Here is a 22,353-nt window from a genome sequence, read left to right on the forward strand (position 1 = left end):
CCCCTGACCCCCCTGGGCCCCCGGGCGGCGCTGGGTCGGGGGCTGACAGCGGGACAGTAGGATGCCGGGTTGTGCGGGTTCTTCTGGTGGGTGGTGGCGGGCGGGAGCATGCTCTCGCGCTCGGGTTGGCTGCGGATCCGGCTGTTTCGGCGGTTGTCGCCGCGCCAGGTAATCCGGGGATCGCCGGCGTGGCCGATGTGCGCGCCGTCGACGCGACCGATCCGGGTGCGGTGGCGGCGCTGGCCGTGGAGACGGCCGCCGACCTGGTGGTGATCGGGCCGGAGGCGCCGCTGGTCGCGGGGGTCGCCGACGCGGTACGCGCCAAGGGCATCGCCGTGTTCGGCCCGTCGGCCGAGGCCGCCCGGCTGGAGGGGTCCAAGGCGTTCGCCAAGGACGTGATGACGGCCGCGAACGTGCCGACCGCCCGGGCGTACGTCTGCGCGGACGAGGCGAGCACCGCCCGGGCGCTCGACGAGTTCGGCGCGCCGTACGTGGTGAAGGACGACGGGCTCGCGGCCGGCAAGGGCGTGGTGGTGACCGACGATCGTTCCGCCGCGTTGGCGCACGCCGCGGAGTGTGGTCGGGTGGTGGTCGAGGAGTTCCTCGACGGCCCGGAGGTCAGCCTCTTCGTGGTCACCGACGGCGAGGCGGCGCTGCCGCTGCTGCCGGCACAGGACTTCAAGCGGATCGGCGACGGCGACACCGGCCCGAACACCGGCGGCATGGGTGCGTACGCGCCGCTGCCCTGGGCTCCGCCCGGCCTGGTCGACGAGGTGATGCGCGACGTCGTGCACCCCACCCTGGCCGAGCTGCGGCGTCGGGGCGCCCCGTTCGCCGGCCTGCTCTACGTCGGCCTGGCGATGACCGCCGCCGGCCCTCGGGTGATCGAGTTCAACGCGCGCTTCGGTGACCCGGAGACTCAGGTGGTGCTCGCGCTGCTGGAGACTCCGCTGGGCGGGTTGTTGCACGCGGCGGCCACCGGCACGTTGGCCGAGCACCCGCCGCTGCGCTGGCGGGACGGCGCGGCCGTCACCGTGGTGCTCGCCGCGCAGGGCTATCCGGCCGCGCCGCGTACCGGCGATGTGATCACCGGCGCGGACCGCGAGGGCATCATCCACGCCGGCACCGCGCGGCGGGCCGGTGACGGGGCGCTGGTGTCCGCAGGCGGCCGGGTCCTCTGCGGTACGGCCACCGGCGCGGACCTGGCCGCCGCGCGGAACGCCGCTTACGCGCTGGTGGACGCTGTCGAGCTGGCGGGTTCGCAGCACCGCACCGACATCGCCGCCGCCGCGGTCGAGGGCCGGATCACCATTCCTGGCCGGGGCGCGTCTCAGCCGTAGTAGCGGCGCAGTTCCCGGGCGAGCACCTTGCCGGTGGCGTTGCGGGGCAGGTACTTCACGAAGATCACGTCCCGGGGCACGGAGAACCGCGCCAGGTAGTGGCGGACGTACTCGCGGACCGCGTCGGGGTCGAGGGTCTCGCCGGGGTGCAGGGCGAGGAACGCGGCGAGTCGCTGGCCGTACTCGGGGTCGGGTACGCCGATCACGGCGACCTCGCGGACCTGCGGCAACCTGGCGATCAGGTCCTCCACTTCGGACGGGAAGACGTTCTCACCACCGGAGACGATCATGTCGTCGGCTCGGCCGTCGACGAAGAGCAGCCCGTCGGCGTTGAGCCGGCCGAGGTCGCCGGTGTCGAGCAACCCGTCACGGGTTTCCCGGCTGGATCCGGAGGTGTACCCCTCGAAGAGCATCTCGTTGCCGACGAAGATCCGTCCGACGCGGCCGTCGGACACCGGCTGGTTGTCGTCGTCGAGGATCGCCAGGCGGGTGCCGTGTGGTGGCCGGCCGGCGGTGGTCGGCGCCTGGCGCAGCTCCGGCGGCCCGGCGATGGAGGCCCAGGAGACCTCGGTGGAGCCGTAGAGGTTGTAGAGCACGTCGCCGTAGGCGTCCATGAACCTGGGGGCCAGCCCGCCGGGCAGGGCCGAGCCGCTGATCGCGACGACCTTGAGTTTGGGGCGCGGGTCGGGCGGCGGGACCTCCAACAGGCGCTGCATCATCACCGGTACGGCGAACAGGGCGTCGCAGCGGTGTGTGACCAGGGCGGTGAGCGTGGCGGCCGGGTCGAAGCGGCGCTGCAACACGATGGTGGCGCGGAGCGCGAAGCACACCTGGAGTGCGGCGAATCCCCAGGTGTGGAAGATCGGCGCGGCGATCATCACGCGGTCCCGGACGTGCAGGGGGATGCGGTCGATGATGGACACCAGCGGGCCGAAGCCGCTGGGTGTGGGCCGGCGGGCACCTTTGGGCGCCCCGGTGGTGCCGGAGGTGAGCACGATGATCCGGCCGTCGCGCTCCGGCGGGTGCAGCTCACCGGGCAGTGCGCCGACGACGAGTTCCTCGCGGGCGCGTTCGTCGAGGCGGGGCAGTTCGGCGGGGAGGCCGAGGACCCGCTCGGCGAACTCGTCGTCGTGCACCAGCAGGCGGAGTCGTTGCTCCTCGGCGACGGTGGCCAGTTGGGCTGCGGAGAGGCCGGTGTTGACGAGGACCGCGTCCACGCCCAGCAGGGTGGCCGCGACGATCGTCTCGATCAGCCCGCGGTGGTTGCGGCAGAGCACGCCGATCCGGTCGCCGGCCTGTACGCCGAGCCCGGCCCGCATGGACCGGGCCATCCGTTCGGCACGGTCGAGCAGGTCCTGATAGGTCAGCTCGGTGCCGTCCTCGTCGATGACGGCCACTCGACCGGGATCCCGCGCGGCTGCTTGGCGCAACTCGCCGGCGAGGCTCCACCCCCAGGTGCGCAACGCGTTGAGCTGCGAGGCGATCCGGATCGGCCGGCCCGGGGTGAGCAGGCCGCGACGGGTCAGCGTGGCAACGATGAACGGCAGGTCCATGCCGCAGACCTCCTTGGGGGCGGTTCGCGGACAGCCCCGTCCGTCGGGGCGTCTTCCTTGATCATGCACCGGGTGCGGCAGCAGGCCCAGCCTGCGTCGGCGTGGGGTGACGAAGACGGCACGGATAGGTAGGAACCCGCCGCCCGGGCCGGATCGGGTGTCCGACCCGAGCGGCAGCCGACCCGAGGGTCAGCGGATCTGCATTCCGGAGATCGCCCGCGAGATGACCAGCCGCTGGATCTCGGAGGTGCCCTCGAAGATGGTGTAGATCTTGGCGTCGCGGTACCAGCGTTCGACCGGGTGGTCGCGCAGGAAACCGGCTCCGCCGAGCAGTTGCACCGCCTTCTCGGTGACCGACACCGCCACCTCGCCGGCCTTGAGCTTGGACATCGAGCCCTCGCCCGCGGTGAACGGACGGTTGTTGCGGCCCATCCAGGACGCCCGCCAGACGAGCAGCCGAGCCGCGTCGATCTCCATCCGCATGTCGGCGAGCGCGAACGCGACCGCCTGGTTCTCGATGATCGGGCGTCCGAACTGGACGCGGTCCTTCGCGTAGTCCAGGGCGTACTCGTAGGCGGCCCGGGCCACGCCGAGCGCCTGCGCGCCCACCGTGGGTCGGGACAGCTCGAAGGTACGCATCGCGGCCTGTCCGGTGGCCCGTTTCCCGGAGCGGGCGCGGGCCAACCGCTCGTCGAGGGCGTCCTTTCCGCCGAGCAGGCAGCGGCCGGGTACGCGTACTCCGTCGAGGAAGACGTCGGCGGTGTGCGAGGCGCGCAGGCCGAGTTTGCGCAGCTTGCGGGTGGCGGCCAGGCCGGGGGTGCCCGGCGGTACGACGAACGCCGCCTGGCCCCGGGAGCCGAGCGTGGGGTCGACGGAGGCGGTGACCACGTGCACTCCGGCGATGCCGCCGTTGGTGGCGTACGCCTTCTGACCGTTCAGCACCCACTCGTCGGTGGCCTCGTCGTAGACGGCCCGGGTGCGCATCGCGCCGACGTCGGAGCCGGCCTCGGGTTCGCTGGTGCAGAACGCGGCGACGGCCGGCGAGTCGACGTCGCCGAAGCACTGCGGCACCCACTCGACCATCTGGTCGGGGGTGCCGGCGCCGTAGATGGCGGCGACGGCGAGCGAGGTGCCGAAGATGGACAGGCCGATGCCGGCGTCACCCCAGAAGAGTTCCTCACTGGCGATCGGCAGCGACAGCCCGGTCGGGTCGGCCCAGCAGGTGGCGAGGAACTCGAAGCCGTAGAGGCCGACCTTGGCGGCCTCCTGGATCACCGGCCAGGGGGTGTCCTCGCGTTCGTCCCACTCGGCGGCGGCCGGGCGCACGACCTCGGCGGCGAAGCCGTGCACCCAGTCGCGTAGATCCCGCTGTTCCTCGGTCAGGTCTAGCGAGAACTCGCCCATGTCAGGCCTTGGGGATGTCGAACAGGTTGGCGATGTTGGCGGCGAGGCCGAGGTCGCCCTTCGCCTTCAGCTTGCCGGTCATGAACATCATCACCGGGTTGGCGCCACCGGAGACGATCTTCAGGAACTCGACCGGGCCCATGGTGAGGCTCAGCTTCGGGTCGTGCTGCGGGGTCTCGTTCACGTCGCACTTGCCGTCGGCGATGACGACCTCGTAGGTGTCGCTGCCGCCGTCCGGACGCCCGGTGATGATCCAGTGGATGACCGCGTTGGTGGAGCCGGCCCGGTCGGCGCGGAACAGCGACGGCATCCGGCCGAACACCTCGCCCAGGATCTTGTCCCGCAGGTCACCGGACATCACCTGGGCGATCTTGTCGTCCGGGGTGGACTTGACCAGCTGGGCGAACTCCTTGGGGCCGACGTTGGCGAAGGTGGCCGGGTCGAAGTCAGTCATCAGGTGTGCCTTCCGGAAGGTTTGGCTACTCGTGCGTAACCCTACGCACGAGTAGGTATGCTCGCAAGGTGTCCACCGCCCCTGCCTTCAAGCGCCTGCCACGCGCCGTCCGCGAGCAGCAGATGCTCGACGCGGCCGTGAAGGTCTTCTCCCGGCGCGGCTTCCACGCCGCCAGCATGGACGAGATCGCGGAGGACGCCGGCATCTCCAAGCCCATGGTGTACGCGTACCTGGGCACCAAGGAGGAGCTCTTCGTCGCCTGCCTGCACCGGGAGGGCACCCGGATGATGCAGGCCATCGCCGGAGCCGCCGCCCCCGACCTGCCGGCTGACGAGCGGCTCTGGCGTGGGTTGCGGGCGTTCTTCGGCTTCGTGGGCGCACACCGGGACGGCTGGGCGGTGCTCTACCGGCAGGCCCGGGGCGAGCAGCCGTTCGCCGGGGAACTGGCCGCCATGCGGGCCCGGCTGGTCGAGGTGGTCGCCGGGATGCTCGACCACGCGCTGCGCGCCGAGGGCCGCGAGATCGCCGCCATCGACCTGGAGGTCGTCGCGTACGCGCTGGTCGGCGCGACCGAGTCGCTGGCGGACTGGCTCGCGGACCACCCGGACGCCGACCCGGAGAAGACGGCCACCCGGATGATGAACGTGGCCTGGCTCGGCGCCGCCCAACTCCTGCACGGCGTCACCTGGCGCCCGCCGGCCGACTGACCTCACCCACCGACGCCCGGTCCATCGGCTCGGCCGTCGGCGTCGGCGCGGCGGGCCGGCGGCGGTTGCGGAGCCAGCGGACCACCTCGACGGTCACCGTCAGCGCCAGCGCGAGGCCCAGACCGAGTAGCAGCCCGCGCAGCGGGTCCTGTTCGAAGGCCAGCCCGCCGAGATAGCCGACAAGCGCCGAGTAGAGCCCCCACGAGCAGGCGGCCAGCGCGTCGAAGGCCAGGAATCGCCGCCGGGGATAGTGCATCGCGCCCATGGTGAGGGTGACCGCCGTCCGGCCGCCCGGAATGTAGCGGGCCACGGTGAGGATCAGACCGCCCCGGGTGGCGATCCCCCGACGGGCCCACTCGACGGCGTTGCGACGCCGACCGTCGGGCGGAAGCCGTTCGAGCAGGCGGGTGCCACCACCCCGACCGATGGCGTACGAGATGTGGTCGCCGGCCAGGGCGCCGCAGGCGGCCACCAGGATCACCGCGGGCAGGTAGGGCGCGCCGGAGGCGGCGAACACCCCTGCGGTGATCACCGCCGTCTCGCTCGGCACCACCGGGAAGAAGCCGTCGAGCACCGCGATCGCGAAGATCGCCAGGTACACCCAGGGCGAGGACATCGTTGCGTGCAGCAGGTCGAGCAGATCCATGATTCCGATGCTGGTGCGGGCGGCGGCTCCGGCCATCGGCCAGTGGTCGGGCGGGCACCACTACTTAGGTAGTGACCGGCCCGGACGGCGGCTAGGGGTCTTCCCTCACCGCACCCGGGTTCGGCTGCGCAGGGCGGCCCGATCCGTCCGCAGAGTCCTACGCTCGCTGCGTGGCCTCCAACGCCGTCGCCCTCCGGCGGGTCGTCCAGCGGTACACCCCACTGCTGCTCGCCGTGGTGGTGGCTACCGCCGTCTGGGCCAGCGCGACCGGTGACATCGGGGTCCGCTCACCGCTGCCCGGAGTCGTCGCGCTGTTCCTCGCGGTGGCCTCGGGTTGGGCCGCCGGCACAGTCCGGACGCGCCGCTGGCCGTTGTTCCTGGCCGCGGTGGTGGGTTGGCTGGTGCTCGCCGCCGCGGCGGCCGGGGTGGTCGCCTCGTACCAGGCGGGTCTGCGGCTGCGTGGTCGGCGACTCGCCGGCTACCTCGCCGCTGCGGCAGTGGTGCTGACCGGTGGGGTGCTGGTCGGGCTGGCGGTGGGCGGCGTACGACGGATCACCACCGCCACCAGCGGCAACGTGCTGCTGCTCGCCGCCGGTCTGGTCGGACTTCCGTTGGTCTTCGGCCTCTGGGTGCGGGCGCGCCGGGACACGCTCGCCGCCTTGCGGGATCGGGCCGACCGGCTGGAACGCGAGCAGGAGGCCCGCGCCGACCGGGCTCGCGCCGAGGAGCGGACCCGGATCGCCCGGGAGATGCACGACGTGGTGGCGCACCGGGTCTCCCTGATGGTGGTGCATGCCGGTGCGCTGGAGGTGACAGCTGCCGACGCGACGACCGTCGAGGCCGCCGCGTTGATCCGTACGACCGGCCGGCAGGCGCTCACCGACCTGCGTGAGGTGCTGGGCGTGCTGCGACAAGCCGGTCCGGCCGTGGTGCCGGAGCGAGGGCTCGATGAGTTGGACGAGTTGATCGGGGAGTCTCGCGCCGCCGGGCTGCGGGTGTGCCGCCAGGACGAGGGCGTTCCGTCGGCACTGCCGGCGACGGTGGGGCGTACCGCGTACCGGGTGGTTCGGGAGGCGCTTACCAACGTGCGTAAACACGCCGCCGACGCCGAGACGACCGTCTGCCTGCGCTACCTGGCCGACGGGCTGGAGGTGGTGGTCCGCAACGGGCCGTCCGGCGGTGGGCCGGCTCTGCCCGGTGCCGGGCAGGGACTGCTCGGGCTGCGCGAGCGGGTGGAACTGCTCGGCGGTCGGCTGGCGGCGACGCCCGAGGATGGCGGTTTCCTGGTCCGGGCCCTGATCCCGTTGGCGGACACGGCGTGATCCGGGTGGTGGTGGTCGACGATGAGCAACTGATCCGCGCCGGGCTGCGGCTGATCCTGGAGGCGGCGGAGGACATCACGGTGGTGGGCGAGGCGTCGGACGGCGCCGGCGCGCTGGAACAGGTGCATCGGTTACGCCCGGACGTGCTGCTGCTCGACGTGCGGATGCCGGGCATTGACGGGCTGACCGTCGCTCCCGACGTGATCGCCGCCGGCGCCAAGGTGATCATGTTGACCACTTTCGACCTCGACGAGTACGTGCACCGGGCGTTGCAGGCCGGAGCTGTCGGCTTCCTGCTCAAGGACACCCCGCCCCGCGAACTGGCGGCCGCCGTCCGCACGGTGGCCGCCGGGAACGCGATGCTCGCTCCCACGGTGACCAGACGGCTGATCAGCTCGTTCGCCGAGCGTGGACCGGCCCGCCGGGACGTGGCGCGTCAGCGGCTCGCTGCGCTCACCGCCCGTGAGTTGGAGATCGTCCGGGAGGTGGCGCGCGGGCACGGCAACGCGGAGATCGCTCGGCGACTGACGATGAGCGAGGCCACCGTGAAGGCACACGTCAGCCGCGCGTTGGCGAAGCTCCAGGTGGCCAACCGGGTCCAGGTGGCAATCCTGGTGTACGACGCCGATCTACTGTGACGTGTGCGGCCGTCAACGTCGGGAGGCGGCGCGGCGGTGCGCCCGGCGGCGCAGCCACCGGATCCCCTCCAGCCCGAACGTGACAACCACCGAGATTCCCACGCCGGCCGCCACGCCCTTCACCGGGTCGCGTTCGAAGGCCAGCCCACCGAAGTAGCCGAGCAGTCCGCAGTACAGCGCCCAGGTGACCGTCGCGATGCCGTCGTACAGCAGGAACGACCGCCGGGGATAGCGCACCGCGCCCATGGTGAGGGTGACGGCGGTCCGGCCGCCCGGCACGTACCGGCTGGTGGTCAGGATCACCCCGCCGCGCCGGTCCACGGCGCGGCGGGCCCACTCGGAGCTGGCCCGGCGGCGGCTGCCGTCGGGCAGCCGGGCCAGCCGGCGCGCGCCCCCTCCCTGCCCGATGGCGTACGAGATGTGGTCGCCGACAAGCGCGCCGAGGGCGGCGCTGACGATCACCAGGGTCAGGTTGGGGTGCCCGCCGTCGGCGGCGAGAACCGCCGCGGTGATCACCGCCGCCTCGCCCGGCACGGCCGGGAAGAACGCGTCGACCGCGGTGAGACCGAAGATCACCAGGTACACCCATGGTGACGTGACGGTCCCATGCAGGAGGTCGAGCAGGGCGCCCATCCACCCATGCTCGCCGGGCGTGCGCCGCTCGGTGGCCGAGTCGCCGGATCGCCCGCTCCGGACGTCAGGCTGAGCGCACCAGGGCCGGCGGGGCGAGCAGTGGGCCATGCGGCGTCTTGTCATCGGCGGTGGGGCCGTGCGAGGTGAGCACCACTGGCGCGCCCAGCTCCGCGCGGACCGCCTCCGCCCAGTCCACCGGCGGATCGTCGTAGACCGGGCGGGAACGCAGCAGGCGGTCCGTGAGCGCGGCCTGCCGGTCCAGGTCACCGGGTGGACCGGGAGTGAGCCGCGCGGTGGTGTCGTAGCGGCGGCAGATCCGCAGGTCGGGGCCGGTCAGGTCGAGGTGGGTGAGCGCCAGGCCGTCCACCCCGCCGGCCACGTCGAGGGCGTACCGGTGGGCGACCGCGTCGAAGTGGCCGAACCGGAACCGGCCCTGCCACGGGTTCGTCGGATTGTGCGGATCGGCGAACGGCAGCGCCGGGTCCTCGGTCACCAGCGGGCCGGGGCCGTGCCGGGTGGTGACCGCCCGGAGCACCCCGATCCGCGTCACGTCGCCGGCCCGGCCCGCCTCGGCGAGCAGACTGTCGGCGTTGGCGAACGTCGTGGTGCTCCACGTCGTGTACGGGTGGAAGCCGTGCCACTCGTCCAGCAGCACGCCCTGCGCGCCCTCGAAGACGCACGTCCCGGCGCGCAGCGTGCCCGCGAGCCAGCTCCCGTCGACGACCGCGACCCGCCCGGCGAACCCGGTGAACGCGGGCAGGCAGTCCTCGGCCGGCGGGGCGTCCAGCGGGCCGAGTTCGGCGGTCAGCCGGTCCCGCAGGGCGGTCAACCTGCGTCGTAGCAGCGCCGGCTGATGGCAGTCGGCGACCCGGGGCGCCTCGTCGGGGTGGGCGAGACCGTACGCGACGGCCTCGCCCACCCCCAGCCCGCAGGAGCCGTGCCGGTCGGCTCCCCGGGCGATCTCCCGGGCCCGGTTGGCGGCCCGGTGGTACGGGGTGGCGAGCAGCGCGTCCCCGTCGACGGTCAGCCGGTCCAGCGCGTCGGGCACCCCGACCGTGGCGAGATGGTCGGCCTCGGCGGCCAGCGCGAGCGGGTCCACCACCATGTGGCGCGACAGGTGCGTACGCACACCCGGGTGGAACGTGCCCGCCCCGAACTGCGCGAACGTGTGGTGCCGCCCGTCGCGCAGGACGACGTTGTGCGCCGCCTGCGCGCCCCCGTTGAAGCGGACCACTGTGTGCACCGGGCGGGTGGCGCAGAGCCAGTCCACGACCGTGCCCTTGCCGGCGTCGCCGTAGCCGAGGTCGACCACCGCCACGTGCCTCACAGCCGGGTCACCCCACCTGTCGTGTCGCGGAACGCCGGCAGCGTCGACACCTCGGCCCGCCGCCCCCGGCCGAGGCGGGCCAGCGCCCTGGACACGGTCCCGGTGGCACCGGAGCCGGCGCGGTCCAGGTGGCGAAGGCCCTCGTCCAGGTCGATGGCCTGCTCGCCGAGGCCGATGGTGAGCGCGATGGTCTCGCAGACCGCGTCGAGGTCGTCGAGCACGACGGCGTTCTGCCCGAGCAGGTCCCGCCAGAAGTCCAGCACCTTGGCGTTGCCGGCGTAGTGGCTGCCGGCGGGGAGCAGGTAGTAGGTGTCCCAGCGGCGGGTCACCTCGTCCACGACCTGCCGCAGCGGCAGGTCCTCGGCCAACTCGTCACCGATCAGGCCGGCCACCTCCCGGGCCTTGACCTGTGGGTACGCCAGCTCGTCGCCGATGATGAACAGGTAGCCGCGCCGGCCGCGCTTCTCCCAGTTGTCGGTGGTGGTGTGCCGGGCCATGAAGTACATGGCCAGCTCGTACGACTCGGTCATCTGCCCGCCGCCACCGCCTTCGAGGACGATCCGGCCGAGGTCGTCGTCCATCCGGTTGTCCGACTCGAACTGGCCCACCTGCAACGGCACCCGGTCGCAGGTGGCGTCGCCGATCGCGCCGAACATGATCTGCGGGTCACTGGCGTAGCCCTGCCGTTGCAGCAGCCCGAGCAGCTGCGGCAGCTTCGTCTGCAGGACGCGCGGCACCGTGCGCATCGAGCCGGTCACGTCGAAGAGCACCGCGATGGGCGTCGAGCGGGGGTGCTCGTCCGAGTCGCGGCTCTCGCGGCTCGCGTCGCGGGGGTCGAGCGCGGGGTGCACGGTGCGCGCCCCACTGTCGCTGTAGGAGAACGCGCTGCGGCCGGTCCTGCGCCGGTAACGGTCGGCGGCGTCGTACACGTCGGTGGACCAGGTTCCACTGCCCATGACAGCTCCTCAGGGGGTAAGGGTGAAGGGTCGGAAGGTGCGGGGCCCGTAGAGCCGGTCCAGCAGCTGGTCGAGTTCGCGCAGCAGCCGCCACGCGTCGTCGGGTCGGGCGTCCAGGGAGCGCTGCCGGCAGCCCCGGGCGAAGGCGCGCAGCTCGCGCGGCGCGTGACGGTTCATCAGCCAGGTCATGCAGCGGCCGGCCATCGCGATGTCGGTGCCCGGCCCGCAGGGCCGCCTGTCGAGGACCTCGCGCGGGTACCAGTCCTCGTGACCGGGCACCAGCGCCGGGACCGGGCTCCCGGCGGGAGCGGAGAAGCACCAGTCGACAAGCACGACGCCGTGGGCGTCCGGCTCGATCAGTACGTGTCGCGGCAGGACCGCGCCGTGCACGATGCCCGCCCGGTGGGCCAGGCCTAGCGCCACCAGCAGCCGCCGCCACATCCAGGCCACGTCCCGGGCGTCCAACCCGTCGGGGTACGCGCGCCGCACCTCGTCGAGGTCGTGCAGGCCGGGCGCGATGGCGAGCACGTTGATCCGCCGTTCCGCGCCGGTCGTGGCGTCGCAGTGTCGGAACTCGTCGACGAGGCGGGGCACGTACGGCAGGTAGCGCGGGTCGCCGCGTTCGGCGATGGTGCACAGGGCGTGTGCCTCGCGGGCCATCAGGTCGTTGTCGGTGGGCCGGCGGGGGAGCTTGAGGAGCCGGTCGTCGCCGACGTCGTAGAGGTCGGCCAGGTCGCCCGAGTGGGCCGGTGTGCCGAGGCGGTAGGCGCCGAGGACGGTGACCTGCCGGGCCTGCCACCGGGTGGTGACCTGGATGAACGCGTCGGTGGCCTCGGCGCGTACCGCCGGGTCGGCCGGCAGCCGGTCGGGGTGCAGGGCCGCGACCAGCTCGCGGTAGCGGCGGGCCGGCTGGTCCGTGCCGAACAGGTCGGTGTCGGTGCGGGCGGCCGTGACCAGGCCGATGGCCTCGGCGGTTCTCATCGCACGGTCTCCTCGCGGGCGGGACGCAGCAGGGCCGGGTGCAGCAGCCGGGCGTCGCCGGCCCGGTAGAGCCGGGCGCGGGGGCCGCCCCGCGCGCCGCCGCGTTCGGTGCTGGCGCCGGTGCTCTCCACGAAGCCCGGCACGGAGAGCACCTTGCGGTGGAAGTTGCCGGCGTGCAGCGGGTGACCCCAGACGGTCTCGTAGACGGCGCGCAGCTCGCTGATGGTGAACTCGGTGGCGAGGAAGCGGGTGGCCAGCGGCGTGTACTCCAGCTTGGACCGGGCGCGCTCCAGCGCGTCGTCGATGATCCGGCCGTGGTCGAAGGCGAGCTGCCGGCTGGTCAACGCGGTCACCGGCAGCCAGATCGCCGCGTCGGCGTCGCTGCCGGCGGCTGGGTCGGGCAGGTCCGGGGCGAACGCGAGGTGGGCGATCGAGACGATACGCATCCGCGGGTCACGGTCGGGAGCGCCGTAGCTGCCCAACTGCTCCAGGTGTACGCGGCGCAGCCCCTCGCCGCCGAGCCCGGTCTCCTCGGCCAGCTCCCGTCGGGCGCCGGCGCTCAGGTCCTCGTCGGGGCGGACGAAGCCGCCGGGCAGCGCCCAGTGCCCGGCGAAGGGTGCCTCGCCGCGTCGGATCAGCAGCAGGTGCAGCGCGTCGTCGCGGATGGTCAGCGCCACCACGTCGACTGTCACGGCGACCGACGGGTAGGCCCTGGGGTCGTACGCCTCCAGGAACTCCTGCTCGTTCATCCCGTCAACCTCACTCTGAGAACATCTCGCTGTGAGAACAACTTAACGCACGACGGTGTCCCTGCCAACCCCGATTCGCGTCAGTGCAGAAGACCCGCCAGATGCGGTCGACCGCGCGAGTCGTGCAGGGCGAACCCGCCGTCCGGCAGGAGGGCGAAGCTCACCGTGCTCGGCAGCGGAACGGGCAGCTTGAAGGCCACCTCGACCGTGTAGGCGTCCGGCAGTCGACTCTCCAGAGCGGCCAGGCAGCGGGCCTTGCTCCACATACCGTGCGCGATCGGCCGGCGGAACCCGAACAGTCGCGCCCCGAGCCGGGACGTGTGGATCGGGTTGTGGTCCCCGGACACCCGCGCGTACCCGGTGCCGACGCGGGGTTCCACCCGCCAACGCGCCGTGGCGGCCGGCGCCTCGAGACGCTCCCCCCGCGTACCGCCGCCGGACGTGCGTTCCCGACCCAGGTACGTCGACACGCCGCGCCAGATTTCCTCCCCGCCGACCGAGCCGACAAGCACCACGTCCACCTGCCGCCCCCGGTCGTGCGGACGCAGGTCCTGCGCGTACGTGGTGAAGTCGAGGGTCTCGTCGGCGGTGATCGGGCGGTGCACCGTGATCCGGTTGCCGACGTGCACCACGCCTGTCAGCGGGATGGGAAACTCCGGCGCGGTCATCAGACGCAGCGTCAGCGGAAAGCCCATGACGTGCGGAAACGTGGCAGGCAGTCGATCGGTGAGACGGAATCCGCAGACCCGGTCGTAGTCGGCCAGGTGCGCCCGGTCGACGCTCACCCCGCCGGTGGCCAACTCGACCGCCGGCAGGTCGGTCGCGCGCCGTCCGCCGCCGAGGCCCGGCAGCGCACCGAGCACGGCCCGCCGGTACAGCGGGCCGGCCGCCGGCATCCGGGGCAGCTCCACCAGAGTGCGGTCGCCCATCACGCCCCCAGCAGGCTCTGGCCGCAGACCCGGACCACGTTGCCGCTCACCGCGCCGGACGCCGGCCAGGCCAGCCAGCCGATCGTCTCGGCCACGTCCACCGGCAGCCCGCCCTGCGACAGGCTGTTCATCCGCCGGCCCGCCTCACGGACCACCAGCGGGATCCGCGCGGTCAACCGGGTCTCGATGAAGCCGGGGGCCACCGCGTTGACGCTGATCCCCCGCTCGTGCAGGGCCGGGGCGAGCGAGTCGACCAGCCCGATGACGCCGGCCTTGCTGGTGGCGTAGTTGGTCTGCCCCCGGTTGCCGGCGATCCCGGCGATCGAGGAGACCGCCACGATCCGCCCGCCGGCCGGGATCAGCCCCCGCTCCAGCAGGACGTCGTTGATCCGCTCCTGGCTGGAGAGGTTGACGTCGATCACCTGGTCCCACCGGTCGGCGTCCATCCGGCCGAGCGTCTTGTCCCGGGTGATGCCGGCATTGTGGACCACCACGTCGACGCGGCCGTGCCGGTCGGCCAGGTGGTCGGCGAGCCGCGTCGGCGCGTCCGGTGCGGTCAGGTCGAGCTGCACGGCGGTCCCGCCGATCTCGTTCGCCACCGCCGCGAGGGCGTCACCGGCGGCCGGGATGTCCAGCGCCACCACCTGCGCGCCGTCGCGGGCGAGCACCTTCGCCAGCGCCGCGCCGATGCCCCGGGCCGCGCCGGTGACCAGCACGACCTGCCCGTCCAGCGGCCGGTTCCAGTCCGCCGGGGCGCTCGCCTCGCCGGCGCCGACCCGGACGACCTGCCCCGAGACGTACGCGGACCGGCCGGACAGGAGGAACCGCACTGTCGATTCGAGGCTCGTCCGGGTGCCGGCAGCGCTGGCGTCGCGGGTCACCTGGACGAGTTGCGCGGTGGTGCCCCGGCCGAACTCCTTGCCGATGCTGCGCACCAGCCCCTCCAGGGCGCGCTGCGCGGTCGCCTCGCGGGGCGTCGGGCACTCGCCCGGCGGGGTGCCGAGCACGATCACCCGGCCGCTGGGCAGCAGGGCCCGGGCCTGCGGGTGGAAGAAGTCGTACAGCTGGCGCAGCCCGGTCGAGTCGGTGATCCCGGTGGCGTCGAAGAGCAGTGCCGCGTACCGCTGCGGGGTGTCGGTGTGCGGCGCGGCGGCCGCGTCGGCCAGCTCGACCCCGGCGGCGGTCAGGATCTGCGCGACCGGTTCGGCGAGCCGACTGCCGGTGGCCGCGCCGAGCAGGGCCGGCCCGGTCAGCAGCGGGTCGCCGGGGTGGTGCCGGCGCAGTCGGGGCGGGTCGGGCAGCCCGAGGCGCTTGACCAGCGTGCGGCCGGCGGCCGATTGGACGAAGCTCGCGTACCTGTCGGTCATGGGCGTAGCCTACTGGCGAGTAGGGTTGGTGCAACACATCTCGGAGGAGGCGGATCGTGCAGAGCATCCGGCGGGTCGCGGTCATCGGGGGCAACCGGATCCCCTTCGCCCGTTCGAACTCCCGCTACGCGGACGCGTCCAACACAGACCTGCTCGGTGCCGCGCTGGACGGCCTCATCGCCCGGTACGGGCTGGCCGGGCAGCGGGTCGGCGAGGTGGTCACCGGCGCCGTGCTCAAGCACTCCCGTGACTTCAACCTCACCCGCGAGGTCGTCCTCGGGTCGCGGCTCGACCCGCACACCCCGGCGTACGACATCCAGCAGGCCTGCGGCACCGGCCTGGAGGCGACGATCCTGGTCGCCAACAAGATCGCCCTCGGGCAGCTCGACGTGGGCATCGCCGGCGGCGTCGACACCACCTCCGACGCGCCCCTCGCCGTCAACGAGGACATGCGGCGTACGCTGCTCAAACTCAACTCCGCCCGCACCCTCGGTGAGCGGCTGAAGATCGCCGCGAAGCTGCGCCCACTCCAGCCGTTCAAGCCGGACATTCCGCGCAACGCCGAGCCACGTACCGGACTGTCCATGGGGGACCACGCCGCCCAGACCGCCAGGCGCTGGCAGATCGACAGGCGCTCCCAGGACGAGCTGGCGTTGCGTTCGCACCAGCGGCTCGCCGCCGCGTACGACCGGGGCTTCTTCGACGACCTCATGACGCCGTACCTGGGACTCACCCGCGATGCGAACCTCCGCCCGGACACCAGCGTGGAGAAGCTCGGCTCGCTCAAGCCGGTCTTCGGCACCCGCGGCCCGGACGCCGAGCACGCCACCATGACCGCCGGCAACTCGTCGCCGCTCACCGACGGCGCCTCGACGGTGCTGCTGGCCAGCGAGGAGTGGGCGGCGGCGCACAACCTGCCGGTGCTGGCCTGGTTCAGCTGGTCCGAGACGGCGGCAGTGGACTTCGTGCACGGCGACGAGGGGCTGCTGATGGCCCCCGCGTACGCGGTGCCCCGGATGCTGGCCCGGGCCGGGCTGACGTTGCAGGACTTCGACTACTACGAGATCCACGAGGCGTTCGCGTCGCAGGTGCTGGCCACCCTCGCCGCCTGGGAGTCGCCGGAGTTCTGCAAGGACCGGCTCGGCCTGGACGCCCCGCTGGGTGCGATCGACACCGACCGCCTCAACGTCAACGGCTCGTCGCTGGCCGCCGGCCACCCGTTCGCCGCCACCGGCGGCCGGATCGTGGCCACGCTGGCGAAGTTGCTGGCAGAGAAGGGCAGCGGACGCGGGCTGATCTCCATCTGCGCCGCAGGTGGCCAGGGCGTGACGGCGATCCTGGAGCGCTGAGCAGGGGCTGTGAACGGCGACGCCCGCCGGACCTGAGGGTCTGGCGGGCGTCGGTCGTGGTGAGGGCTCAGCCGAGGGTGAACTTCTCCCAGGTGCTGATGGCCGGGCCGTTGGCGATCAGCGGCTTGGAGCCCGCGCCGTCGGCGCTGACGAACTTGCCGTTGATGGCGGCTCTGAGGCTGATCGTGCCGTCGCTGCTGCGGATGATGTCGAAACGTTCCCAGGTGCTGGCCGTCGGCGCGTTCGCGATGAGGGGCTTGGAGCCGGCGCCGTCGGCGCTGACGAACTTGTTGTTGACGCGGGCGAGGAGGCCGACCTGGCCGTTGCCGAGCTCCACCACGTCGAACCGCTCCCACAGGCTCGCCGTCGGGGCGGAGGCGATCAGCGGCTTGGCGCCGGCGCCGTCGGCGCTGACGTAGCGGCCGTTGACCTTTGCCTTCAGGGCCGTGTTCGCCTCCGGAGGGTTCACCTGGAGGAACTTCTCCCAGGTGCTGATGGTGGAGCTGCTGGCGCTCATCGCGACGGTGCCGCTGGGGTCAGCGGTGATGTACTTCGCCGTGATGGGGGCCTGGAAGCTGATGGTGCTGTCGCTGTTGCGGATCATCGTGAACGCCTCCCGCGTGTCCACGAGAATGCTCGTCGCGGTCAACGTGGCGTTGTCGAATTCCGAAATGGCGACGTAGCGCCCAACCGCCCGGGAGAAGAGGGCGATCTTGCCGTCGCCCGCGTCCGCCAGGTCGAACTGCGCGGTCGCGCCCGGTTCGGTCTGGTTCGGCTGGAGGCCGGAACCGGACTCGTAGCTGACGTAGCGGCGGTTGGACAGGGCGCGCAGAGCCAACGTGCCCGTCTGTTGCAACAGGCTGACCTGCTCGGTACGAGTCGTCGACCGGCCGTCGGTGCCGATGATTTTGATGCTGAGGGTGTAGCGGCCGGGACGCGTGTAGGTGTGCGAGGCGATCGGGCCCGCCTGGGTGACCACGCTGTTGTCGCCGAAACCGAACTCGTAGGAGGCGATCGGGGCCAGGCCGGGGGTGGACGCGGACGCGTCCACGGTCACCGACCGCGCCTCCAGGTTGAGGCCGACGTTGAACAGCACCACGGGCGTGCGGATGGTCTCCACGGCACCGCGGTCGGCGTAGGTGACCGGGCCGGCGCCGGTGTTCGGCACTGTCGGGTCGTCGATTCGCGGCTGGCCGGTGCGGTCGAGGTCCGGATAGCCGGGAGCTGCGGAGTTCGCGGAGTCGTAGCTGTCCGGGGCCTGTCCGGTCTCCCGGTCGTGCGCGGCCTGACCGGACACCGCTCGGAACCCGGCAAGGCTCGTCGGGGTGTTCCAGGCGTAGATCTGCGGGGAGTCGTTGTAGTAGTGGTGGGCGTTGTTGTAGTCGACAACCGTCCTGCCGACGGCACCGCCGTAGACGCCGATCTCGACGCCGTCGAGGAACGCCGGGTCGCAGAAGCCCTGGCTGAAGTAACCATTCACAGCGAGCACGTTGTTCTGGACGGAGACACCGGACGAGGCTCCGTCGACGCGGATGCCGTCGCGGCAGCGGTCCTTGATGGTGTTGTTGGCGATGGCCGTGCCGGTGGCGCCGTTGTTGTGCACGCCGTGGCCGGCGCCGCCGGTGATCAGGTTGTTGGCCACCACGACACCGGCCGCGCCCGGCCCGAGGGCGACGGCCGCATCGGTGAAGCCGTCGACGCGGCCACCCACGTACGAGTTGCCCGGCCCGTCGATCCGGACGCCGACGGTGTGGTCGGCGAGGGTGTAGTTGGCATTGCCCTGCACGGTCGTGCCCACGATGTCCACGTCGCTGCTCGCCGCGTCCACGGTGACGGCCGCGGTGGAGGTCAACCCAGTGACTGTCGTCTTCGACACGCTCGAACCGGTGACACCGGCGAACCGGATCACCGGGGAGGTCGCGGGTCTGTTCAGACCGTAGCCGCCCTCGCGGATGGTGACGCCCGACGAGTTGCGGGCGTCCACGGCTGGCACGTCGCCCGACCCGAAGACGCGGATGTTCTGCAACACCACGTCGTGCTGGCCGTCGATGACGAAACCGGCCGACGCGCCGGACAGGGTGGCGGAGCTGGAGCTGGAACTGAACACGATCGGCTGTTGCGGGGTGCCGGACGAGGTGACGCTGACCCGCTCCATGTAGACACCGCCGCCGATGTCGACAGTCTGCCCGCCGGTGACGATCGCGGCGGCGGCCCCGATCGAACAGAACGGTTGCGCCAGGGTGCCCGGGTACTGGTCGGAGCAGTTGGCGGAAGGATTCTGCCGGACGTACAGCGTCGTCGGTGTGTCGGCCTGGGCGGGCACTGTGGTGCCCATCAACGCGCCGCCGGTCAGGACTGTGGTCACGAGACCGGAGAAGAGGGATTTACGCATGCTGGCCCCGAAGAAAAAAGGAGGACCCGGCGACGCCGGAATCAGATGAGGCCGATCCTGCACCACGCGAGATCGAGGCGCTGACCGGGGCGACAAAACGGCCACCGGGGCCGTTCCGGCCGGCGGCCCGACCGGACGAGGAAATCGGGGGGAGTACGCAGGTCGACGTTCACGTCCTGTTCAACGGGTGGCCGACCGCTCGTGAGGTTGCCGGGTAACGGTGACCGTCCGCACCCCCGAACGAGGTGCGTTCGATGCCACATGCGTCCGGAACGGGGCCGGTAAGTGTTGGTGCTGTCTGTCGTCATTCCGATGTACAACGAGGCCGCGGTCATCCCGGCCCTGATCGCCCGGCTGCGGCCGGTGCTCGACGCGCTCGACGTCGACTACGAGGTGGTGGCCGTCGACGACGGCAGCCGGGACGACACCGTCGCGGTGCTGCTCACCCATGCGCGGAGCTGGCCGCAACTGCGCCTGGTCCAGTTGCGGCGCAACAGCGGCCACCAGGCGGCGTTGACCGCCGGGCTGTACCGCGCCCGAGGTCAGTGGGTGGTCAGCCTGGACGCCGATCTCCAGGACCCGCCGGAGACGGTCGCCGAGATGCTGCGGGTGGCCCGTGCGCAGGGCGTCGACGTCGTGTACGGCGTACGCGCGGACCGCAGCTCCGACACCGTGTTCAAGCGGCGCACCGCGCAGCTCTACTACCGGCTGATGCGTCGGCTCGTCGGCGCCGAGGTGCCCGCCCAGGCCGGCGACTTCCGACTGGTCAGCCGGGAGGTGATCGAGACACTGCGTCAGCTTCCCGAACGCACCCCGGTCTACCGGCTGCTGGTGCCCGCGCTCGGGTTCGCCAGCGCGGAGGTGCGCTACGTCCGGGAGACACGGGCGGCGGGCGAGACGAAGTACCCACTGCCGCGGATGATCGCGCTCGCCTGGGACAGCGTCGCCAACTTCTCCGCCGCTCCGCTGCGCCTCGCCACCTGGCTCGGCGCGATCAGCTTCCTGGCCTGTCTCGGCCTCATCGGGTTCGGCATCGTCGCGTACCTGCGCGGTCTGACCATCCCGGGCTGGACGTCGACGTTCGTCGCGGTCCTGCTCCTCGGTGGCGTGCAGCTGGTCTGCCTCGGTCTGCTCGGCGAGTACGTCGGGCGGATCTACGCGACCGTGCAGGGCCGACCGACGTACCACGTCGGCGCCGACTCGGCGGAGACCGAGTTGGCCTCCCCGATCGCCGTCACACCTGTGGGCAGCGTCCGTGGCTGACTCGCTCGCGCTGGTGGAACCGGCCGCGCCCGCCCCCGCGCCGCAGCCCGACCGCCGGACTGCCCGGTCCATCGGTTCCGCTGTGGCCGCCGTCCTGCCGTGGGCTGTCCTGCTCGCCGCGCTGCCGGCCGCCTGGTGGTACACCGACGTGCCCGCCGGCGACGTGCTCCGCTACGCGGCGTACTGGTCGTTGGCCCTGCTGCTGCCCGGCACGTTGGTGCACCGGGCGGTACGCGGTGGCCGGGGCAACCTGCCCGAGGACCTGGGCTACGGCGCGGCGACCGGCCTTCTTCTCGAACTCGGCGCCTGGATCGTCGCCGCCGCCACCGGCCAGCAGCACCTGCTGCGGTGGTGGCCGGTACCCCTGGTGCTGGCCTTCGCCGTCGTTCCACGGCTGCGCAGGAACTGGCGGGTCGGGCCCCGCCGGCCGCTCCCGCTCGCCTGGCACTGGTCGATGGCCGCGGTGCTGCTGCTGGTGCTGCTCTGGGCCGTCGCGCAGTGGCGCCTGGTGCCGCTGCCGCCGGTGAACCACACGTACTACCAGGATCTGCTGTACCACCTGTCGCTGGTGCAGGAGCTGACCCGGGATCTGCCGTTCCAACTGCCGCAGATGGCCGGTGAACCGCTGCGCTACCACTACCTGTCCGACGCGCACATGGCCGCCGGCAGCATGATCACCGGCATCCCGCCCGCGACGGTCCTGCTCCGGCTGTGGCTGGCGCCGGTCGCCATCATCACCGTGCTGGTCACCGCCGGGCTGGCCCGGGATCTCTCCGGACGCGGGTGGGCGGGACCGCTGGCGGGCGCGGCGGCGGGTCTCGGTATGCCGGTGGCCGTCAACTCGGCCATCGCGGACGGCGCCTTCGCCTTCTCCTTCTCCAGCCCGTCCCAGACGTACGTCCTGCCGCTGCTCGTGCTGCTCGGCGGCATCTGCGTCGACGCCGTACGCGGACGACCGCTGGGTGTCGCCTGGGCGCTGCTGCCCGCCCTCGGGCTGGCCTGCGCCGGATCCAAGTCCAGCGCGCTGCCGCCGCTGATCGCCGGCGTCGGCGTCGCCCTCCTCGCCACCTGGTGGCAGCGACGGCGGGTGCCCTGGCCGGTGCTCGCCACGCTGCTGTGTCTCGTGGCGCCGATGGGCGTCGGCTACCTGCTCTTCGCCGGCGGCGGAGCGGGCACCCTGAGCCCGCAGGCGTTCGCGTTCCTGCACGCCATGCCGCAGTACCGGGAGACCATCGGCGCCGGAGCCGGGGTGCGCGGCGGTGGGCTGCTGCCGTTCGGTCTCGCCCGGGCGGGGGCCGCCGGATGGCTGCTGACCTTCGCCCTGCTCGGTTGGTGGCTGCTGGTGCAGCTGCCCCGGCTGATCGGCATGCTGATCCTCACCGGGCCGCGTCGCGCCGATCCGGCGCCCTGGCTGCTCTCCGGCGCGATTCTGGCCGGTGCGGGAGGCATCTGGACGCTGCACCATCCCTCGCTGAGCCAGGTCTACTTCTGGCTGGACGTGCTCCCGTTCGGCGCTGTGCTGAGCGTGTGGCTGCTCACCCTGGTCCGGCCGTCCTGGCCGGTGGCGGTGTGCGCCGCGCTGCTCGGCGTGGCGTCGTACCTCGTCGTACCCCTGATGGCCCGGCCGGCCGCGACCATGGCCGGCTGGGCGGGCGTCCTCGGGCGGTCGTACCTGCGGCTCGCGGTCCTTCTGCTGCTGGCCGCGCTGATCGCGGTCGGCGTGCACGCTCTGCTGGGTCGCCGTCGTCCGGACGGCGGTGGGCGGCGACGCCTCGTGGCCGTGGCGCTGGCCGGCATCACGGCGGCGCTGCTGAGCGCGAGCGTCGCGCGGGGCGTCGACGGCGCTGTCCGGTACGTCCAGGTCGCGCCGGGTCGACCCGCGTCGGTCGCGCTGCCGTCCACCGTGACGGCAGCGGAGATGCGGGCGGCGCTCTGGCTCGACGAGCACTCCGCGGACGACGACGTGGTGGCCACGAACGTGCACTGTCGGCCGGTACCGACCACCGCGCACTGCGACGCCCGCGCCTACTGGGTGACCGGGCTGGGCGGGCACCGGACGGTGATCGAGAGCTGGGGATACACGGATGCCGCCCTCGCCGCGAACGGTCGTCGGGGCCTCGGCTACGTACGGCAGGACCCGCCCGACCCGGACCGGTTCGCGTTGAACGAGCGGATCTTCCGCTCGCCGACGGCGGCCGACCTGGACCGGTTGCGCGCCGAGTACCGGGTCCGTTGGCTGTTCGCCGACACGCGGGCCGGTGCGGTGTCGCCCGAACTGGCCGGGCTGGCTCACGTGCGTCTCGTCTCCGGCAGCGTCATCGTCTACGAGCTGCGCTGACGGCG

General features: G+C 72.5%; 19 protein-coding genes. 7 read left to right on the forward strand and 12 right to left on the reverse strand.

Annotated elements, in window-relative coordinates; all coding sequences use genetic code 11:
- Positions 1-71 precede the first annotated feature (71 nt).
- Positions 72-1,340, forward strand: coding sequence for a phosphoribosylamine--glycine ligase (gene purD / locus FHG89_RS20945; RefSeq protein ID WP_139586108.1), 1,269 nt, complete (start codon positions 72-74; stop codon positions 1,338-1,340).
- Here purD and FHG89_RS20950 read toward each other — a convergent pair.
- The 3 genes from FHG89_RS20950 to FHG89_RS20960 all read right to left on the reverse strand — a co-directional run bounded on the left by FHG89_RS20950 (position 1,331) and on the right by FHG89_RS20960 (position 4,751).
- On the reverse strand, positions 1,331-2,893 hold the full coding sequence (locus tag FHG89_RS20950; protein WP_139586109.1) for an AMP-binding protein: 1,563 nt from the start codon (positions 2,891-2,893) through the stop codon (positions 1,331-1,333). The genes purD and FHG89_RS20950 overlap by 10 nt on opposite strands.
- Before the next feature lie 189 nt (positions 2,894-3,082).
- Entirely contained in the window at positions 3,083-4,297 is a 1,215-nt protein-coding gene (locus tag FHG89_RS20955) for an acyl-CoA dehydrogenase family protein (RefSeq protein ID WP_139586110.1), read from the reverse strand.
- A 1-nt stretch (position 4,298) separates the two neighbouring features.
- A complete protein-coding gene (locus FHG89_RS20960) occupies positions 4,299-4,751 on the reverse strand; it encodes an SCP2 sterol-binding domain-containing protein (RefSeq protein WP_139586111.1) in 453 nt (150 codons plus the stop codon).
- 68 nt (positions 4,752-4,819) lie between these two features.
- Here FHG89_RS20960 and FHG89_RS20965 point away from each other — a divergent pair, with 68 nt between their 5' ends.
- Entirely contained in the window at positions 4,820-5,458 is a 639-nt protein-coding gene (locus FHG89_RS20965) for a TetR/AcrR family transcriptional regulator (protein ID WP_139586112.1), read from the forward strand.
- On the opposite strand, the gene FHG89_RS20970 is transcribed toward FHG89_RS20965, so the two are convergent.
- The gene (locus FHG89_RS20970) at positions 5,433-6,104 is read right to left on the reverse strand and encodes a DedA family protein (protein ID WP_425280196.1); all 672 of its coding nucleotides are present in this window, start codon (positions 6,102-6,104) and stop codon (positions 5,433-5,435) included. The genes FHG89_RS20965 and FHG89_RS20970 overlap by 26 nt on opposite strands.
- Before the next feature lie 170 nt (positions 6,105-6,274).
- Here FHG89_RS20970 and FHG89_RS20975 point away from each other — a divergent pair, with 170 nt between their 5' ends.
- Both FHG89_RS20975 and FHG89_RS20980 read left to right on the forward strand, forming a co-directional pair.
- Entirely contained in the window at positions 6,275-7,426 is a 1,152-nt protein-coding gene (locus FHG89_RS20975; RefSeq protein ID WP_139586113.1) for a sensor histidine kinase, read from the forward strand.
- Positions 7,423-8,064, forward strand: a complete 642-nt coding sequence (locus FHG89_RS20980; protein WP_139586114.1) for a response regulator — start codon at positions 7,423-7,425, stop codon at positions 8,062-8,064. The genes FHG89_RS20975 and FHG89_RS20980 overlap by 4 nt, the downstream gene beginning before the upstream one ends.
- A 12-nt stretch (positions 8,065-8,076) precedes the next feature.
- Here FHG89_RS20980 and FHG89_RS20985 read toward each other — a convergent pair whose 3' ends face one another.
- The 7 genes from FHG89_RS20985 to FHG89_RS21015 all read right to left on the reverse strand — a co-directional run bounded on the left by FHG89_RS20985 (position 8,077) and on the right by FHG89_RS21015 (position 15,006).
- Positions 8,077-8,697, reverse strand: coding sequence for a DedA family protein (locus FHG89_RS20985; RefSeq protein WP_139586115.1), 621 nt, complete (start codon positions 8,695-8,697; stop codon positions 8,077-8,079).
- 64 nt (positions 8,698-8,761) lie between these two features.
- Positions 8,762-10,024: an adenylosuccinate synthetase gene (locus FHG89_RS20990; protein ID WP_139586116.1), complete on the reverse strand. Its 1,263-nt coding sequence runs from the start codon at positions 10,022-10,024 to the stop codon at positions 8,762-8,764.
- Complete coding sequence (locus FHG89_RS20995) at positions 10,021-10,980, reverse strand: hypothetical protein (protein WP_139586117.1); 960 nt, start codon at positions 10,978-10,980, stop codon at positions 10,021-10,023. The genes FHG89_RS20990 and FHG89_RS20995 overlap by 4 nt, the downstream gene beginning before the upstream one ends.
- Positions 10,981-10,989: 9 nt before the next feature.
- Positions 10,990-11,961: a serine/threonine protein kinase gene (locus tag FHG89_RS21000; protein WP_139586118.1), complete on the reverse strand. Its 972-nt coding sequence runs from the start codon at positions 11,959-11,961 to the stop codon at positions 10,990-10,992.
- Positions 11,958-12,710, reverse strand: a complete 753-nt coding sequence (locus FHG89_RS21005; RefSeq protein ID WP_139586119.1) for an NUDIX hydrolase — start codon at positions 12,708-12,710, stop codon at positions 11,958-11,960. Before FHG89_RS21005 ends, FHG89_RS21000 begins: the two co-directional genes overlap by 4 nt.
- An 80-nt stretch (positions 12,711-12,790) precedes the next feature.
- Complete coding sequence (locus FHG89_RS21010; protein ID WP_139586120.1) at positions 12,791-13,639, reverse strand: MaoC/PaaZ C-terminal domain-containing protein; 849 nt, start codon at positions 13,637-13,639, stop codon at positions 12,791-12,793.
- Complete coding sequence (locus tag FHG89_RS21015; protein ID WP_139586121.1) at positions 13,639-15,006, reverse strand: 3-oxoacyl-ACP reductase; 1,368 nt, start codon at positions 15,004-15,006, stop codon at positions 13,639-13,641. Before FHG89_RS21015 ends, FHG89_RS21010 begins: the two co-directional genes overlap by 1 nt.
- Before the next feature lie 56 nt (positions 15,007-15,062).
- Between FHG89_RS21015 and FHG89_RS21020 the strand changes: the two genes are divergently transcribed.
- Positions 15,063-16,355 (forward strand): acetyl-CoA C-acetyltransferase, encoded by a 1,293-nt coding sequence (locus FHG89_RS21020; protein WP_139586122.1) that lies wholly within the window; start codon positions 15,063-15,065, stop codon positions 16,353-16,355.
- Positions 16,356-16,422: 67 nt separating this feature from the next.
- On the opposite strand, the gene FHG89_RS21025 is transcribed toward FHG89_RS21020, so the two are convergent.
- A complete protein-coding gene (locus tag FHG89_RS21025) occupies positions 16,423-18,747 on the reverse strand; it encodes a PKD domain-containing protein (protein ID WP_139586123.1) in 2,325 nt (774 codons plus the stop codon).
- Between the two features lie 291 nt (positions 18,748-19,038).
- On the opposite strand from FHG89_RS21025, the gene FHG89_RS21030 reads away from it, so the two are divergent.
- Entirely contained in the window at positions 19,039-20,010 is a 972-nt protein-coding gene (locus FHG89_RS21030) for a glycosyltransferase family 2 protein (RefSeq protein ID WP_341874267.1), read from the forward strand.
- Positions 20,003-22,348 carry a hypothetical protein gene (locus FHG89_RS21035; RefSeq protein WP_139586125.1) on the forward strand — a complete coding sequence of 782 codons (2,346 nt, stop codon included), beginning with the start codon at positions 20,003-20,005 and terminating at the stop codon, positions 22,346-22,348. Before FHG89_RS21030 ends, FHG89_RS21035 begins: the two co-directional genes overlap by 8 nt.
- The last annotated feature ends 5 nt before the right edge of the window (positions 22,349-22,353 follow it).

The sequence above is a fragment of the Micromonospora orduensis genome (assembly GCF_006228125.1).
Classification (GTDB): domain Bacteria; phylum Actinomycetota; class Actinomycetes; order Mycobacteriales; family Micromonosporaceae; genus Micromonospora; species Micromonospora orduensis.